Here is a 17,703-nt window from a genome sequence, read left to right as displayed (position 1 = left end):
AGAGCGAGTTTTCTATGGGTACTGCCGCTACCTGTCCTTTTAATAATGTCTGAACAGAGTCCACGAACTGTCAAACTATTTCATTCAATATATGCTCGTAGTTACAATCCAGCACTACGATAAACTGAAATCTTCACTGGTTCGCGGACAAACAGCTCCTCACCCTTGCGTACAGAGCGCAGCACCCCAACTCTGTTGCGGATAGCCTCAAAAACAGACTCCGCCTCCAGCACCAGGAAGCTTGCCGGCCTGCCAGCAAAAATCCCGTACTCATCCATCAGATGCATGGTCCTGGCACCATTGACAGTCACCAGCTCAAAAGCCCTGTCAATCTCCTCAAAGGACATCATCTGGCAGATATGAATCCCATGGTCCAGGATATTCATCATATTGCCATTGCCCAGGGGATACCACGGGTCAGAAATAGAGTCCTGAGCAAAGCACACATTAATCCCTGCCTCAAAAAACTCCTTCACCCGGGTAAGCCCCCTGCGCTTCGGATAGCTGTCCTGCCGTCCCTGCAAATAAATATTCTCAGTCGGACAGGAAATAAAATTAATCCCCGCCCGCTTGAAATTTGCCATCATGCGGAAAGCATAGGCATTATTCACCGAGCCAAAGGAACAGGTATGGCTTGCCGTAGTCCTTTCCCCTATATCCTCCATAATCACCAAGGCAGTCAACAGCTCCAAAAAGCGCGACTGGTCATCATCCGTCTCATCGCAATGCAAGTCAATCAGCTTGTCATACTGCACCGCCAGCTCCACAGCCTTGCGCACAGACATCTCCCCGAACTCCCTGGCAAGCTCAAAATGAGGAATCCCCCCCACGCAGTCAGCCCCCATCCTGAGAGCCTCCTCCACCAGCTTGGCACCGCCCGGATACGCATACATGCCCTCCTGAGGGAACGCCACAATCTGAATGGTCACCACATCCTTCAGCTCCTCCCTCAGCTCAAGAAGTGCTTTCAAGGCAGTCAGCTTCGGGTCCGTCACATCCACATGGGTACGGATATACTGCACACCGTGCAGCAGCTCCTCCCGGACAGCCCGCTTCGCCCTTGCCTTGATTTCCTCAACCGTAGCACCGGCCTTGGTCTCGCTCCAGCGCTTAATTCCCTCAAAGAGGGTACCGCTATCATTTCTCGCACCCTCCCCCAAAGCAGTATAAACATAATCCAGATGCAGATGGGGATCCACATAAGGAGCAATCACCAGCCTGCCCCCCAGATCCACCACCTGGGCATCATCAGCAGACAAATTAGCACCAATTGCGGCAAACCTGCCATTTTCCACCAAGAAATCCTGCAGCTCCTTGGCATCCGCCAGTCTCGCATTCTTGTATAACTTCTTCATAATCATCCAATCTTCCTTCTCTAAAAAATATGTGCTGCAACAGAAGCGATTTCCCTGCCCCTCCATTGCAGCACCTGTCATTGCATTTCAGAATTACCTGCCACGCATAAGCTTATATAAAAGCCCATGCAACAGCTCATCACCTGCTGGCTCATACATTGTGAATCATATTGCCAAAATCATCGTCATTGCCCCTGCCGGCCCATACATTCCTGGCAGTCATAAAGGCGCCATAGGAAACCATTGCCCCCAGCACCGCATTGAGGCAGCCAACACCTACAGGCAGATGACCGCAAAGGCCGCCCACAACCACAGCCAGAATAGCCGGTACATTAACCACGGAGAACTCAGCCTCGGCAAAATCCCCCTCGTAAGCCTTGTGGTTCAGGAAGAAATAATCCATGAGCATCACGGCACCCAGAGGCGGGATAATCGCACTGAGGAAGCTCAAAAGAGGAATAAAATGATTGTACAGCACCATGGCAAAAACCGTGGAAAGAACACCATTAATAACAACCCACTGCTTCTTCGGCATCTTGGTAATATTGGAAAAAGCCAGGCTTGCCGCATAAATGGTATTGTCATTGGTCGTCCAGATATTCAGCCCCAGGATAATGATGCCGGAAAGCACCAGCCCCTGAGCAATCATCACATCGGAAATATCTGCCATGCCTGTGGCAAGGCCGCCGATGGCACCAAAGGCAAACATGAGGATATTGCCAATAAAGAACGCTGCCACAGTAGACGCCACCGCAATCCTCGGCGTGCGGGAAAAACGGGCAAAATCTGGCGTCAAGGTACCGCCGGAAATAAAGGAGCCCACCACCAGGCTCAGTGCCATAGTCAGGCTCATGGTGCTGACCGCAGTAGAATCCATCAGCTCGCCCCAGCCGCCGATGGCATCCAGGGAAATAGCGGAAGAATAGCAGCCCAGCACCGCAATGGAAGGCACTGCCACAATACTGAGAATAGTCAGGGACTTCACGCCGAAATACGCAGTGGCCACCATCATGGCACCGCTGACCAGAATCACCGGCGTAATATCAATGCCAAAAATCTTGCTGATCGGCAAAGCCAGCATCACGACACTGACACCGAACCATCCCACCTGGGTAAGCCCCAGGATGCCGGAAACCAGATAGGAGCCCTTCTCACCAAAGGCATAACGTGCCAAAAGATGAGTGGAAAGGCCGGTTTTGCCGCCCATATACGCCAGCAGGGCCGTATAAATCCCCAAAATCAAGTCACCAATCAAAAGAGCTGCCGCCAAATCAGTAAAGGTCAGGCTGGTGCCCAGCCGGCCGCCGGTCAGCATAGTACCGGTATAAAAAGTAAATCCCAGCATGATAGCCATCATCGGCACCAGTCCGCGACGGCCCTCCTTCCCTACCGCTGTCAGGGAAAAATCATTGTCAAGCTTCTTCTCTGCCATCATAATTACCTTCTTTCTGCACACATCCAACAAAAGCAAATAAAAAGGCTCCCGCCCCTGCGCCCATACGTCACAGAAGCGAGAACCACGTTGTCCACAAGTGTCCACTATCAAATTTGCTTGTTCTTAACTCATCGTTATGCTCACATTATAGCCAGCAAGACCACTATCGTCAACAAAATGCCTGATTTTTGTGCAGCATGGCCAAAAATCCCCTGCTTCCTTGTGCAGGCTGCACAAAAACTACACCTTCTTCCCATTATCCTGCTCCTGGCTGCGGATATACAGTGCCAGCTGCACCTTCAGCCTGACACCGGCATCGGAGAGCGAGCAGCCCAGGATGGCCTCCGCCTGCCCCAGGCGGTATTTGACGGTATTGCGATGCACAAAAAGCAGCTCTGCAGCCTTGATGGTATTGCCATTGCAGGCAAAATACGACTCCAATGTCTCCAAAAGCCCCCGGCAGGTCCTTTCCTCCTGTGCCAAAAAAGGTGCCAGCACAAAGCCTGCATATTCCCTGGCACTGATCCTACCCTGCAGCAAAAAATCCAGGGCATTATCCAGTGTCAGCTGCGTATCGCTCATCACAATAGCCCTTGCCACAGCCTCCTGAATATCCACCAGCGGTACATTCCAGGGAATAGCCATAATGGCAAAATCCTGCTCTATCGCCCTGGCAATAGCTTCCCTGGGCACCTTCTGAATGTAGCTGTCCCCCACCAGCAGCACGGCACCTGCCATTTTCAGCCGCATGGCATCCAGCAGGACCTGTCCCAGCCGGAAACCCCTGCGCTGGGACAAGGCGCCGCTGAGCAGCAAAAGCTCACCGCCATGTATCCAGGGCTCAAGCTTCTCCGTTTCCGGCACAAAGGTCCAGCGAATGGGATTGGCAAGACCGCTGTCCCCTGTCAGATATTTTATTTTTTGCAGCACCGGCAAATTTTTCAAATCACCGCATGTAAGCATAACAACCCCTTCTTTCCTGCCACAGGTAAACCAGCCCTGCACCCAAAAACACAAAAAGAGGCCATACTGCCGTCCCTGCGGCAATATAACCTCATCGTTACATACAATAGCATCAGCTACACCAATATTTTACTATTACAAAAACTCAGGATTGCAACCTGTCAGAAGCCCGAGCCTTCACCAAATCCTTGACAACCTCGCTGGCTGCAATCAGCCCTGCCACAGACGGCACAAAGGACACGCTGCCCGGCACCGTATGCCGTGAGCCTGGCGGTTCCTCCGTATGCCCCTCAATCACCATGGGCTTAAGAGGCTCCTCCTTGGAATAAACCACCTTCAGCTTCCTGATTCCCAGCTTCTTCAGCTTCTGCCTGAGAGCTCTCGCCAAGGGACAGACACTGGTCTTATAGATGTCGGACACCTCCAGCTGCGCCGGGTTCAGCTTATTGCCTGCCCCCATGCTGCTGATAATGGGTATACCCCGCCTGTCAGCCTCCACAATCAAATCTATCTTGCTCTTGACCGTATCAATGGCATCCACGATATAATCAAGCCTGCCCCCGAAAAACAAATCATGATTCTCCGACAGGTAAAATTCATTAATCTCCTGTATCTCCACCCCGGGATTGATGCTCCGCATCCTTTCAGCCATAACACTGGTCTTGCACTGCCCCACTGTATCAAGGGTAGCATGTATCTGCCGGTTCACATTGGTCAGGCTCACATCATCGCTGTCCACCAGCACAAAGCTTCCCACGCCGCACCTGACCAGGGCCTCCGCCGCATAGGAACCCACGCCCCCTACGCCGAACACCGCCACACGGGCTCCGGCAAGCCTTTCCATGGCAGCATTGCCCAAAAGGATTCTGGTACGGGAAAACTGATCCAGCATAAAATCACTCCCTCATCCAAAGGCTCAATTCTTGTCCCGCCTGCCGAACATCAGCGGTGCCGGATTTTTCTTGCGCATAAACTCAGGCACATCCACATCGTTCACATTCTGCACGGAAGGCTGCTGCACGGCACCTGCACCAGATCCCAGCCCGGAACCGCCCTCCTGGCGGACCGGCTGCCTGCCAAACAGCGTGCCCCTGGTTACAGGCGGCTTGTCACCATACAGACTAGGCTTTTGCTGCTCCTTGCCGGTAAAGGCAATCGGCTTAATCTGGTTCTGCATCTCCAGCAGCACCTTCGGGTCAAAGTCAGTGGCGATAATCGTAGCCCTCACCTGATTGCCCAGCTTCTCATCCACCACCAGGCCGAAGATATTGTTGACATCAGGATGGGTATTCTCGCACAGGAAGGTGTTTGCCTCCCGGACAGCCTCCAGTGCCAAGGAAGAATTACCCGTAATATTGACGATAATGCCCCTCGCGCCACGGACAGAAATCTCAATCAGCGGGCTGCTGATGGCGTTCTGCACCGCCTCCAGGGCCGTCCTGCCCAGGCTGGTGCCCATAATCGCCTCACTGGTGCTGCCCTGGGTAAAGATAGTCTTCACATCCGCAAAATCCACGTTGACCACGCCGGTAGTCTCAATCATCTCCACAATGCTGCCAATGGACTGCCTCAGCACCTCATCCACCATGGAGAATGTCTCACCTACCGTAATCCGGCGGAACTCAGGCAGCTTTTCAATATTATCGTTGTTGACCACCACCAATGCATCCATGTGGCGGCGCAAAAGCTCCACACCGGCCTTGGCCGTCTCCATCTTCCGGGAACCCTCATGGGTAAACGGCAGCGTCACCATGCCTACAGTGAGAATCCCCATATCCTTGGCAATCTTCGCCACTACCGGTGCCGCCCCGGTACCTACTCCCTTGCCCATACCGGCAGTCAGGAACACCAGGTCAGAACCGGCAATCGCCTTGGCGATCTCCTCCTTGTCACCGATGGCAGCATTCTGCGCCTTCTCCACATTGCCGCCAGTACCCCGGCCCCGGGTGCTGCTGGCACCTATCAGCAGGCAGGGAATTCCGTCCTCCTCCAGTGCCTTCAGTTGACGTACATCTGTATTTATAGCCAGGAGCTGATTCCTGTCAAAACCATCCTTTGCCAGGCGGCGCAGGACGTTATTGCCGCCGCCGCCAATACCGACAATCTTGATAGTAATGACTGCTCCCTTGATTCCATTCTGCACTTCTGCCATTTTCGTGCCTCCTCTATGCCAATTTCCACTAAATCCACTAATCCACTAACAACCCGTTAAAACATAAAATCAACCGAACCAGCTGCAAACCCGGTATATATCCAAAAAACTAAAGCCCATTTCAATTCCTGTGCAGGATAACACCTGCCTGGGTAATCAGCATGCCCGCCAGCATCAGGGCACATCCTGCCAGCTCCACGCTGTACAGCCGCTCTCCCAGCACCAGCCAGCCTGCCAGTGCCCCAAACACCGACTCCAGGCTCATAATCACTGCAGCAGGTGCAGGCTCCGCCGTCTTCTGCCCCATAATCTGCAGCGTAAAGGCCGCTCCCGAGGACAGCACCGCCGCATAAAGAATCGGTATAGCGGCATCCAGCAGATACTGCCATTCAAAAGTCTCCAGCCAAAAGCAGGCGATGCCATTCAGCAGGGCGCACACTGCCAGCTGGGCAGCCGACAGCTCAATATTATCCGCCCGTTCAGCATACCTGTCAATAAACAAAATATGAAATGCCCAAAAAATCGAGCAGATAAAGGCCAGCACATCACCGTAGTTCAGATCCAGCTCCCCCTGCACCGACAGGCAGTAAAGCCCCACTGCCGCCACAAAGGCTCCCAGCCAGTTCTCCAGCCGTATCCTCTTGCCAAGCAGCCTGGCAAAAAGAGGCACGAACACGATGTACAGGCAAGTAATAAAAGCTGTCTTGCCTGCCGTAGTAAACAGCAGGGCAAACTGCTGAAAGGCAGATGCCAGAAACATGATGCAGCCGGCGCCGATGCCGAATTTCCAGCCGGAAATATAGCTTCCCTCAGCCCTGGCACGCTGCCTCTGCTTCCCGAAAGCAGCCCAGATGGCCAGCACCACAAAAAAGCCTATCACAAACCTGCTCATGTTGTAGGTAAAGGGACCGATACACTCCATGCCCGTCAGCTGGGCTACAAAAGTGGTCCCCCAAAAAAAGGACGCCATGAGCAGATATACATATCCTCGCAAAAAATCACCCTTTCGTATCTTTTTGATTATATCACATAGATAAAAAAAGGCAAAATAAAAATCACACTTTCTGAAAAATGTGACTCTTATTTTGCCTTTGCCAAACGTCATACAGCTCACAAATCCAATTTTTTTGCAGCCCTTGCTTCATCCACCTTGGACTGCAGCTCCTCCGCAGGAGTTCCCAAAGATGCCTCCAGGGCTGCCACAATGGCACCTTCCACTACCGGGCCATCCAGCATGAATACATTGTCATACCCTAGTGACTCTATCACCATCTCCGTGGTCATTACAGCACTCCCCATATCCATCAGCACTGCAACCCCATCCTCGGAGTACACGCTTTCAATCGCCGTCATTATCTTTTCAAAGCTGGTGCCAGGTGTACCGTCCTCCAAGCCGCCGGCGGCAGCAATCCTCGCATTGCCGGCCATCAGCTTCGCCAGTTCCACAGCGCCTTCCGCCAGGCACTGGCTGTGGGATACAACTACGATACCTACCATCTGTACCATCTCCTTTTTGCACTACAGCATCAACTTTCCTTATCTACCCTCTCACATACGCAATCTCACACAACAAATGAAGCAGGGAAGAAAAACTTCCCCACTTCAATCATCACACATCCCTAGAACAATTACGGCTCAGATCTGCTCCAGCAGCACCTCAAGCATATACAATGCAGATGTAGCGCCAGGGTCCTGATGCCCGATGCTCCTGTCACCAATATAGCTTGCCCGGCCCTTGGTTGCCTTGATGGTCTTGGTGTATTCAACACCTGCCCTGGCTGCCTCCACAGCCCTGGCAACAGCCTGCTTCATGTCCTCACCTGCATCAACAGCAGCCTTCATGGCATCATAGGCAGGGCAGATAGCATCCAGCATGGTCTTCTCACCTGTAGTAGCCTTGCCCCGCATCTTGATGCCGCCAATAGCAGCCTCAAGAGCCTGCACCAGCTCCTGGCTGCCGATTTCCATCTTGTCTTTCAGCACGGCACCAGCCTTCATGAAGGCAGTGCCATACAGAGGGCCCGCAGAACCGCCCACGGTGGACACCAGGGTCATGCCGGTAGTCTTCAGCAGGGAACCGATATCCTTGCCAGCCATGGCATCCAGCTTCGTCACAACGGCATTAAAGCCCTTGGCCATGTTCACGCCATGGTCGCCATCGGCAATCTCGTTGTCCAGCTCCGTCAGGTAATCCTTCTGCTCCTCAATCCGTGCCGCAATAGCCTTTAAAATCTCAATAATCTTGTCATTCGTAATCGTAGAAAACAGCTCCCCTCGAAATTATTTCTTCAAGGCAGGAGTATCAGCCTTGGCATCATACAGCTTCTTCAGCTCATCATCAAGACGCAGGAGCGTAATGGAGAAGCCTGCCATCTCAATGGAAGTCATGTAGTTGCCTACCATAGTGTCATAAATCTTGATACCCTTTTCTGCCAGGAAGTCAGAGACATAATTATTTACGATGTACAGCTCCATCAGCGGAGTGCCACCCATACCATTAATTATAACAGCAACTTCCTTGCCTGTATAGTCAATATCTTCCACAATCCTGCTCAGCAGCTCATCGGCAATCTCATTGGCCGGCTTCAAGGTCTCACGGCTGGTACCAGGCTCACCATGGATGCCGATGCCGATTTCCATCTCATCATCTGCCAGCTCAAAGCCAGGCTTGCCGGCAGCCGGCATGGTGCATGCCGTAATAGCCATGCCCATGGTGCGCACGTTGGCAATAACCTTTTCGGCTACCGCCTTGACCTCCTCCAGGCTGGCACCGGTCTCCGCCAGAGCACCGGCAATCTTGTGAACCAGCACCGTGCCAGCTACGCCGCGGCGCCCGGTGGTGTAGAGGGAATCCTTTACGGCAACATCATCGTTCACAACCACATAGTCGGCATTGATATCCTCGTCCTTGGCCATATCGATAGCCATCTCAAAGTTCATGATATCGCCGGTATAATTCTTCACAATGCAGAGAACGCCCTTGTCAGTAGCCACTGCCTTGATAGCCTCATAAATCTGGTCAGGGGTAGGAGAAGTAAATACGGCACCTGCCACTGCGCCATCCAGCATGCCCTCGCCCACATAACCGCCATGAGCTGGCTCGTGGCCGCTGCCGCCGCCGCTGATCAGGGCAACCTTTCCCTCCTTCTTCCGGGCACGGACAACCACGTTGCCGCACTCCAGCTTCCGCAGCTTGTCAGGAGCAGATTTTACCAGGCCCAAAATCATTTCTTCCTCTACGTTCTCAACTGCATTAATAATCTTCTTCACAATAATACCCTCCTAGCATCACATACATTCCAACGGCCAATCCCGAATTAATCCTCATCCTCCAGCCAGTGCATAGCGTGCTTAACAGCCTTCTTCCAGCCCTTGTACAGCTTGGCAGCCTCCTGCTCAGGCATCACCGGCTCAAAGCGCACATCCAGCTTCCAGGCGGTCTTCAGCTCCTCCTTGCTGTTCCATACGCCCACAGCAAGGCCTGCCAGATAAGCAGCACCAAGAGCGGTAGTCTCAATAATCTGCGGACGATCCACAGGAACCCCCAGAATATCAGCCTGGAACTGCATCATCAGGTTGTTGGCAACAGCACCGCCATCTACCTTCAGGGCAGCCAGCTTGATGCCGGAGTCAGCTTCCATGGCTCCCAGCACATCCTTGGTCTGATATGCCAGGGACTCAAGGGTTGCCCGGACGATATGAGCCTTGGTAGTGCCACGGGTGATACCGATAATCATGCCACGGGCATCAGAATCCCAGTACGGAGCCCCCAGGCCGACGAAAGCAGGAACCAGGTACACGCCACCGGTATCACGGACCTTCTTTGCCACCCACTCGGAGTCAGGGGCGGAGTCAACCATGCGGGCACCGTCACGAAGCCACTGGATGGCGGAACCGGCAACAAAAATAGAGCCCTCCAGAGCGTACTCAACCTTGCCGTCCAAGCCCCAGGCAATAGTGGTAACCAGGCCGTTCTTGGAGTCATAAATATCAGTGCCGGTATTCATCAGCATGAAGCAGCCGGTACCATAGGTGTTCTTTGCCTCGCCCGGCTGGAAGCAGTTCTGGCCAAAGAGGGCAGCCTGCTGGTCACCGGCAGCACCGGCAACAGGAATCGAAGAACCGAGAATGGCAGGAATGCTGTAGCCATACACGCTGGAAGAAGGACGCACCTCCGGCAGCATGGTCTTCGGCACGTTCAGATAGCCGATGAGGGCATCATCCCACTTCAGCTCCTTGATGTTGTACATCAGGGTACGGGAAGCGTTGGAATAATCAGTTACATGTGCCTTGCCGCCGGTCAGCTTCCAGATAAGCCATGTATCAATAGTACCGAAAATCAGGTCACCGGCCTCAGCACGGGCACGGGTACCCTCTACATTATCCAGAATCCAGGTAATCTTGGTGCCGGAGAAATAAGCATCAAGAGTAAGTCCGGTCTTCTGCTTGAATTCCTCCAAAAGCCCCTTTGCCTTCAGGTCATCCACAATCCCGGAGGTCTGACGGGACTGCCATACAATAGCATGGTACACAGGACGCCCGGTATTCTTGTCCCAGACTACCGCAGTCTCACGCTGGTTGGTGATGCCGATAGCGGCAATATCGCTGGCCTCCAGGCCGCTCTGCTCCAGCGCACCCTTCATGACCTCGCACATGGTGCTCCAGATTTCCTCTGCATCATGCTCAACCCAGCCCGGCTTCGGAAAATGCTGGGTAAACTCCTTCTGAGCCACGCCGATAATCTTGGAATTTTCATCAAAAATGATTGCCCTGTTGGAAGTAGTACCTGCATCCAATGCCATTACATATTTCTTAGCCATTCAAAATCCCCCTCTGCAAAATAATAACGCTGTCAAGCAGCGGAGATCCCCTCAGACCCCCGCAACTTCTTTTCAAGTTATTATTCGCCATGCCCATGGATTTTTCCTGCTTGATTCTAAAATTTTTTTATTTTTTTCTTAACAAAATTTCCGTGCCAATCTGCCGCTTTCAATCTGAAATGAAAAATACTCATTGCTCGGCTGAAAAAGCACTCACTATTCTTGAAGTTGCCATGCCAGAACGTAAGAAATATCTCATCATGCTCCAAACTCCATAACACTAAGTAATAAAACAGCCCGGTTTCACGCGAAACCGGGCTGTTTGCATTTTATTATGATATTTTTATTTCTTGCTCTTTGCCTTTTTCTTGCCCTTGGCAGGCTTTACATTCACAGCCTCCTTCAGAGCCTTGCCCGGCTTGAAGGAAGGATTCTTGGAAGCGGCAATCTGCAGCTCCTCGCCGGTCTGCGGATTGCGGCCGGTACGGGCAGCACGCTCCTTGACCTCAAAAGTACCAAAGCCCAGCACCTGAACCTTGTCACCGGCTACTAATGCCTCCTGCACAGCTGCAAAAATACCTGCAACAGCCTTTTCAGCATCCTTCTTGGTAACACCGGACTTCTCAGCAACCTTTGCCACTAAATCTGCCTTATTCATGCAATTTCCCCCTCAAAGTATAAAAATATAATAATACTCTGCAAAATCCCCGGCAACCCCTTGCCGATTGACTACAATATACCATAAACACTGGGATTTTGCACTATTTTTTTATATTTTCCAGAAATTTTTGCAAAAATTTACTGTATCGGTTTTCCCTGCTGCCGCTTGGCCTCATTCCAGTATTCGTCCAGCTGTGCCAAAGTGAAATCCTGCCAGCTGCCGCCCTGCTCCCTGACCTTCTGCTCCACGAAGGAAAACCGGCTGCGGAATTTCTGATTGCAGCCAAGGAGTGCCATTTCGCTGTCCGCCTTCAGGAACCGTGCCAGGTTGACGATGGTAAAAAGCACATCACCCAGCTCCTCGGCAATATGCCCGGCATCCCCTTCTGCCACGGCTTCCTTCAGCTCCGCCAGCTCCTCGTGGATTTTGTCCCAGACAGGCTCCGGCGCCTCCCAGTCAAAACCGGCCTTTGCCGCCTTGCCCTGCAGCTTCTGGGCTGCCATCAGGGCAGGCAAATCCTTCGGCACCCCGTCCAGCAGGGATTTTCGATCCTTCTTCTCCTCTTTCTTCACAGCCTCCCAGCTGATGAGGGCGGAACCGGCATCAGCTGCCTGCACATCCCCGAACACATGGGGATGGCGGCGCACCAGCTTTTCCGTGACGCCCTCCACCACATCCTGCATGGAGAACTCCCCTGCTTCCTCCGCCATGCGGGCATGGAAGACCACCTGCATGAGAAGATCTCCCAGCTCCTCGCACAAAAGGTCATAATCCTCCAGGTCGATAGCCTCAAGCACCTCATAGGTTTCCTCGATGAGGTTCCTGCGGATGCTCTCGTGAGTCTGGGCAATATCCCAAGGGCAGCCCCCCGGCTCCCTCAATGTCTTGATAATATCCTGCAGTGGCGTGATGTCAAACTCCGGCTTTTTGGGATAAGGCCTGATGTAGAGGCTGGTGAGGTAATCAATATCCGGCTGCCTGTCCAGCTCGTAGAGGGGAATCTCCCGGATGCTCTCATCCGGCATGCCCAGTTTATGGATATAGGTGACAGGATACTCGTCCGGCAGCACCTCCATCAGGCTCAGCTTGGCATCGGAGGCAATCTGCCGGTTGTACACCTGGGTTACCACCAGCCCGGTAGGCATATCCACCGGCAGGCTGGCAAAATCCTCCGCATCGATAATCGTCAGCCCGTCAATAGGGTCAATGCCCAGCTTGCCGTAGAGCACCTCCACAAAGCTCATGCCCGGCAGGATGTCAAGCTTCACCTCATCTGCCCTGCCGGCAAGCCCTGCCGCCTTTTCCCTCAGCAGCACCACGGTCTTTTCCGCCACCATAGGGCTCCCGGGCACGGCATAGACGATATCTATGCCCGACTGCGCCTTGGCAATAAGGTCATCGGCAATCCGCTGATAAAGATGGGCAAAATCCTCCGCTTCCTCGTAGAAGCTGTCATAGGTGGCAAAGCTGATGCCCCGCTCTGCCAGCATGGGCACGGTAGGGTGCTTTGCTGTCCGCAGATAGAGATTTTCTGCTCCCTGCATCAGCTCCCAGCTTTCCATCGTAATGTAGCCAAAATCACCGGGCCCCAGCCCTACAACCTTTATGCTTCCCATAAAATCCTCCTGAAATATTCATTGTAACGCCGCTAGCATCGGCAAATGCCATTTTATGCTGCCAGCGATAGTCATTTTACGCTGCCAGCTTTTCCACAATATCCAGCACGAAGTCCAGCACCCTTTTCCGCGCCAGCGCCCTCAGGGCTATCCGCATCAGATTCCGCTCCTTCAGCACCTTCAAGGCGGATTTCAGCTCCTGGGAAACTGCCAGCATACCCTCAGGGCGGATATTCGGCGTATCCCTGAAATAAATCTCCAAAAACATCGGCGTCTGGACAATCTTCTCAATGCCTATCTGACGGGCGTAGTTTCTCACCTTCGCCACATCCAGAAGGTTCAGCACCTGCATCGGCGGCTCCCCGAAGCGGTCCGTCAGCTCCCCGAAGACAGCCTCCAGCTGGTCATTGTCCCTGACAGCGGCAATCTTCTGATAAATCTCAATCTTGTGCATGGCATCACCGATGTAGCCACCATCCAGATATGCCTCCACAGGGATTTCTATCAACGGCTCAGGGATAATCTCCACCGGCTTGCCGGTCTTGATCTGCTGCATTGCCTCATCCAGAAGGCGGCAGTACATCTCAAAGCCCACGCTGGCAATGTGCCCGTGCTGCTGGGCACCCAAAAGGTCACCGGCACCCCGGATTTCCAGGTCACGCATGGCAATCTTGAAGCCTGCCCCCAGCTCTGCAAATTCCTTGATGGCCTGCAAGCGCTTTTCCGCCACCTCGCTGAGGACTTTGTTCTGCTGATACAGCAGGTAGGCATAGGCAAGGTGATTGGAACGCCCCACCCGGCCCCGCATCTGGTAGAGCTGTGCCAGGCCAAACCTATCCGCATCATAAACAATAATCGTGTTGGCGTTGGCAATATCCAGCCCGCTTTCGATGATGCTGGTAGCCAGCAGGATATCGTACTTACCCTCGTAGAACTCCACCATGACGCGCTCCAGCTGTGCCTCCGGCATCTGGCCGTGGGCAATCTGAATCACCGCATCCGGCACGATTTCCTCCAGCTTCAGCTTCATCTGCTCAATGGTTTCCACCCTGTTGTAGACAAAATAAACCTGTCCGCCCCGCTTCAGCTCCCTGTGAATGGCGTTCCTGATGATACTATTGCTGTTTTCCACAACGTAGGTCTGCACCGGGAAGCGTTCCTGAGGCGGCGAACTGATAATGCTCATATCCCTCGCCCCTGCCAGGGACATGTGCAGGGTACGGGGTATCGGGGTGGCACTGAGGGTAAGCACATCTATGCCGACAGCAAGGCTCTTGATTTTTTCCTTCTGCTTGACGCCAAAACGCTGTTCCTCGTCTACAATCAAAAGCCCCAAATCCTTGAACTGCACCTTTTTCTGGTTCAGCAGGGCATGGGTGCCGATGAGGATATCCACCCTTCCTTCCCTGGTCTTCTCCAGGATTGCCTTCTGTTCCTTGGCACTGCGGAATCGATTGATTACATCCACCGAAGGACCAAAATTCCTGAACCTTTCCTCAAAGGTCTGGTAATGCTGCTGGGCCAGCACCGTGGTAGGCACCAGCACCGCCACCTGCTTGCCCCCCATGACAGCCTTGAAGGCAGCCCGGATGGCCACCTCCGTCTTGCCGAAGCCCACATCGCCGCAGAGCAGCCTGTCCATGGGCTGCTGCCTCTCCATGTCCCGCTTGATATCATTGATGGCAGCCAGCTGGTCGGGGGTTTCCTCAAAGGGAAATGCGTCCTCAAACTCATTCTGCCACACGGTATCCGGCCCGAAGGCAAAGCCCTGGGTTTTCTTCCGCTGGGCATACAGCCTGATTAAATCCTGGGCAATATCCTCCACGGCGGATTTCGCCTTGGCCTTTGCCTTTGCCCAGGCGGTGCTGCCCATGCGGTGCAGCCGGGGAATTTCCCCCTCGGAACCGATGTATTTCTGCAGCATGCCCACCTGGTCCGTAGGCACAAACAGCTTGTCATCGCCGCCGTACTGAATGCGGAGGTAATCCCGGCGTATGCCCTCTATCTCCACGGTTTCCACGCCCATGTACTTGCCGATACCGTGCTGGGTATGCACCACATAGTCCCCTACGTTGATTTCCCGGAAGCTGCTGATGCGCTCCTCGCTGCTTACCCGGCTGAGCTTTTTTTTCTGCCTGCCGAAAATGTCCTTCTCAGTCACCAGCACCAGCCCTGCACCAGGCAGCTCAAAGCCGTTCAAAAGCGCCCCCTGCACCAGGTTGATGCGCCCCGGCTTTACTGGCTCCTCCGGATTGGTTTCCACCGCCGCCAGCCGTTGCCTGCCGAAAAGCTCCTTCAGGGAAGCTGATTTTATCATATCCCCCAGGGTAATCAGCATGCCGTTCCCTGCCGACAGCCAGTCCTGGGCATCTGAGACTACCATATCCATCTGCTTCTGATAAGATGTGACGCCATTGACCTTGACGCTGATAATCCTGTCCAGGGCAGCGTTATGCAGATTGTGCAGCATAAGAGCCAGCAGGAGGACATTTCTGCCCTCTACCTGCTGGCTAAGCTCCTCCCAGTTGAACATGCGGCTGCGGATATCGGGATTTTCCTTGAGAAGCTTGATGCTCTCCTCCCTTGCCTTCAATGGCTCATCAATAATGACAGTGCCATCTGCTGGCAAAAAATCCGTAAAGCAGGATTTTCTCTGCTTTTCCGCCACTCCGCCAAAAGGCAGGATTTCCACTATATCCAGCTTTTCGACAGACAGCTGGGTAACAATATGAAAACTGCGGATGGAATCTATCTCATCGTCAAAAAACTCGATGCGGCAGGGATGAGGGCTGTTCAGGGGGAATACATCCACGATACCGCCCCTGACGCTGAAATCTCCTGCCATCTCCACCTGGTCGCTGCGCTCGTATCCCAGCTTCACCAGCTGCTGCAAAAGCTTTTCCCTGCCAAATGCCATGCCAGGCTCCAGCACCAGGCTGAGCTCACGGTAGGCATCGGGGCTGATGCCCTTCTGCATGGCGGCCTCCACTGTTGCCAGCACCACCAGCCTGTCACCCTTCAGCAGCCTGCCCAGCACCTCCATGCGCCTTGCCAGCCTGTGCAGTCCCTTGGCAGCAGCATTGAACTCCGCCATATCCAGTACCGGCAGCTCCACCACCTCTGTATCAGGCAGCAGGCTCTGCAAATCCTCCCGCCAGCCGCTCAGCTCCTGGCTGCCGCTGGTAATAATCACCGCCGTATTTTGCAGATAGCACGCCGCAAAGGCACTGTGCTTCTGGGTACCTGCCAGCCCGTAGACAAATGCCTGCCCCTGCTTTTTCTTGAACTGCCCTGCCATTTCCCTGATTGAACTATCCTGCAGCATGGCATTCAGCAACGCCTGCATCACATATCACCATCCAAACTCCGTTTTATTGTACCTACTATCGTACTTGCAAAAAATAACCGCTTCGGCATCAGCGTACCATTACCCCTACCGGCGGCATAAATATATCATTGAAAAGCTGGACTGCATAGCTGTCCGTCAGCCCTGCCACATAATCCACCACCGTCTGCTGCAGGCTGCATTCCTGCCGGCGCTGCCGAAATTCCTCCGGCATCCTGTCACTGTTTTTCATGAAAAAATCGTATAGCTGCTCCAGCACAAATATGCCCTGGCTGCGCTCCTGTTCCAGCAGCTCGGAATGATAAATATTTTTAAACATGAACTCCCTAAAAACAGCCATCGCTTCCCCCATCGGCTCTGAAAAAACAATGTCTCCTGCCTTTTCCGAGTTGCAGATCACATCGGAAACCATTGCCGTAATCATGTGGGAGGTCACTGTGCCGATACGCTGCTGCACCACCTCCGGCAAATCATCTGCCGTCAGGATATTGGCACGCATGCTGTCATCAAAGTCATGGCACAGGTAGGCAATCCTGTCCGCCCAGTGCACAATGCGCCCCTCCAGGGTAAAAGGCCTGACACTGCCGCTGTGATGCAGGATGCCGTCCTGCACCTCCCGTGTCAGGTTCAGCCCCCTGCCTCCCTTCTCCAGCTCCTGCAAAACGCGCAGGCTCTGCTCATTGTGCGCAAAATGCCCCGTCAGCCTGTTCAATGCCGCTTCCCCGGAGTGCCCGAAGGGTGTATGCCCCACATCATGCCCCATGGCTATGGCCTCTGTCAAATCCTCATTCAGCCGGAGGCTCCTAGCTATGGTCCTGCCAATCTGTGATACCTCAAGGCTATGTGTCATGCGGGTCCGATAGTGGTCACCGGAGATGATGAATACCTGGGTCTTGTGCTTCAGGCGGCGGAATGCCTTGGAATGGATTATCCTGTCCCGGTCTCTTTGGAACTTGCTGCGAAAAATGCACTCGTCCTGCTGCCTGTCCCTGACAGCCTCCCTGCTTTTTGCCGCCAAAGGAGATAGCAAAAGATATTCCTGTTCTTCAATCCGCTCACGCACCAGCATCATCAACACCTGCCTTATCTAGTATCCATCACGATGTGTATTGCCTCTAATCAACTAAGATTATTATACCATCATCAGATATATGTTTCCTTGAACTACTCCCTCCTAACGCTTAGCGTTTGAGGAGGGAGATTCCCACTTCTACGAGAACAGCCTTCGGCCTTAGCAAAAGGTCTTACACACTCTCCGTGGGCGTTAATTTCCGTAGTTCCTACGGTATTTTTTTATGCTTTGAAGCTTATGCAGCTATTATTTCTTTTGCTTTAGCCAGAATATTCCTGGCTGC

The 17,703-nt window shown here is 53.3% G+C and carries 14 protein-coding genes; all 14 read right to left on the bottom strand.

Annotated features, from left to right (window positions below; all coding sequences use genetic code 11):
• Positions 1-101 precede the first annotated feature (101 nt).
• Positions 102-1,355, bottom strand: a complete 1,254-nt coding sequence (gene codA, locus FYJ84_RS08120; RefSeq protein ID WP_154407157.1) for a cytosine deaminase — start codon at positions 1,353-1,355, stop codon at positions 102-104.
• Between the two features lie 151 nt (positions 1,356-1,506).
• Positions 1,507-2,787 carry a cytosine permease gene (gene codB, locus FYJ84_RS08115; RefSeq protein ID WP_205764159.1) on the bottom strand — a complete coding sequence of 427 codons (1,281 nt, stop codon included), beginning with the start codon at positions 2,785-2,787 and terminating at the stop codon, positions 1,507-1,509.
• A 243-nt stretch (positions 2,788-3,030) separates the two neighbouring features.
• Positions 3,031-3,753, bottom strand: coding sequence for a PucR family transcriptional regulator (locus tag FYJ84_RS08110; RefSeq protein WP_154407099.1), 723 nt, complete (start codon positions 3,751-3,753; stop codon positions 3,031-3,033).
• A 145-nt stretch (positions 3,754-3,898) separates the two neighbouring features.
• Entirely contained in the window at positions 3,899-4,645 is a 747-nt protein-coding gene (locus tag FYJ84_RS08105) for a tRNA threonylcarbamoyladenosine dehydratase (RefSeq protein WP_154407098.1), read from the bottom strand.
• Between the two features lie 24 nt (positions 4,646-4,669).
• The gene (locus tag FYJ84_RS08100; RefSeq protein ID WP_154407097.1) at positions 4,670-5,905 is read right to left on the bottom strand and encodes a cell division protein FtsZ; all 1,236 of its coding nucleotides are present in this window, start codon (positions 5,903-5,905) and stop codon (positions 4,670-4,672) included.
• A gap of 121 nt (positions 5,906-6,026) precedes the next feature.
• Positions 6,027-6,899, bottom strand: coding sequence for a DMT family transporter (locus FYJ84_RS08095; RefSeq protein WP_268878709.1), 873 nt, complete (start codon positions 6,897-6,899; stop codon positions 6,027-6,029).
• Positions 6,900-7,015: 116 nt separating this feature from the next.
• Positions 7,016-7,402: a dihydroxyacetone kinase phosphoryl donor subunit DhaM gene (dhaM, locus tag FYJ84_RS08090; RefSeq protein WP_154407095.1), complete on the bottom strand. Its 387-nt coding sequence runs from the start codon at positions 7,400-7,402 to the stop codon at positions 7,016-7,018.
• Positions 7,403-7,540: 138 nt separating this feature from the next.
• Complete coding sequence (gene dhaL, locus FYJ84_RS08085) at positions 7,541-8,137, bottom strand: dihydroxyacetone kinase subunit DhaL (RefSeq protein WP_328596357.1); 597 nt, start codon at positions 8,135-8,137, stop codon at positions 7,541-7,543.
• A gap of 48 nt (positions 8,138-8,185) precedes the next feature.
• Positions 8,186-9,175 carry a dihydroxyacetone kinase subunit DhaK gene (gene dhaK, locus FYJ84_RS08080; protein WP_277008458.1) on the bottom strand — a complete coding sequence of 330 codons (990 nt, stop codon included), beginning with the start codon at positions 9,173-9,175 and terminating at the stop codon, positions 8,186-8,188.
• A 47-nt stretch (positions 9,176-9,222) separates the two neighbouring features.
• Positions 9,223-10,725 (bottom strand): glycerol kinase GlpK, encoded by a 1,503-nt coding sequence (gene glpK, locus FYJ84_RS08075; RefSeq protein WP_154407093.1) that lies wholly within the window; start codon positions 10,723-10,725, stop codon positions 9,223-9,225.
• A 343-nt stretch (positions 10,726-11,068) separates the two neighbouring features.
• Complete coding sequence (locus tag FYJ84_RS08070) at positions 11,069-11,383, bottom strand: HU family DNA-binding protein (protein WP_154407092.1); 315 nt, start codon at positions 11,381-11,383, stop codon at positions 11,069-11,071.
• 140 nt (positions 11,384-11,523) lie between these two features.
• Positions 11,524-13,002 carry a bifunctional methyltransferase/pyrophosphohydrolase YabN gene (gene yabN, locus FYJ84_RS08065; RefSeq protein ID WP_154407091.1) on the bottom strand — a complete coding sequence of 493 codons (1,479 nt, stop codon included), beginning with the start codon at positions 13,000-13,002 and terminating at the stop codon, positions 11,524-11,526.
• A 76-nt stretch (positions 13,003-13,078) separates the two neighbouring features.
• Positions 13,079-16,348 (bottom strand): transcription-repair coupling factor, encoded by a 3,270-nt coding sequence (gene mfd, locus FYJ84_RS08060; protein ID WP_154407154.1) that lies wholly within the window; start codon positions 16,346-16,348, stop codon positions 13,079-13,081.
• 70 nt (positions 16,349-16,418) lie between these two features.
• Positions 16,419-17,417: a deoxyguanosinetriphosphate triphosphohydrolase gene (locus tag FYJ84_RS08055; protein ID WP_154407153.1), complete on the bottom strand. Its 999-nt coding sequence runs from the start codon at positions 17,415-17,417 to the stop codon at positions 16,419-16,421.
• Between the last annotated feature and the right edge of the window lie 286 nt (positions 17,418-17,703).

Source organism: Anaerovibrio slackiae (assembly GCF_009695585.1).
In the GTDB taxonomy this organism is placed as follows: Bacteria; Bacillota; Negativicutes; order Selenomonadales; family Selenomonadaceae; genus Anaerovibrio; species Anaerovibrio slackiae.
Note: the sequence above shows the minus strand (reverse complement) of the source record. Positions and strands in the feature narration are given on the sequence as shown.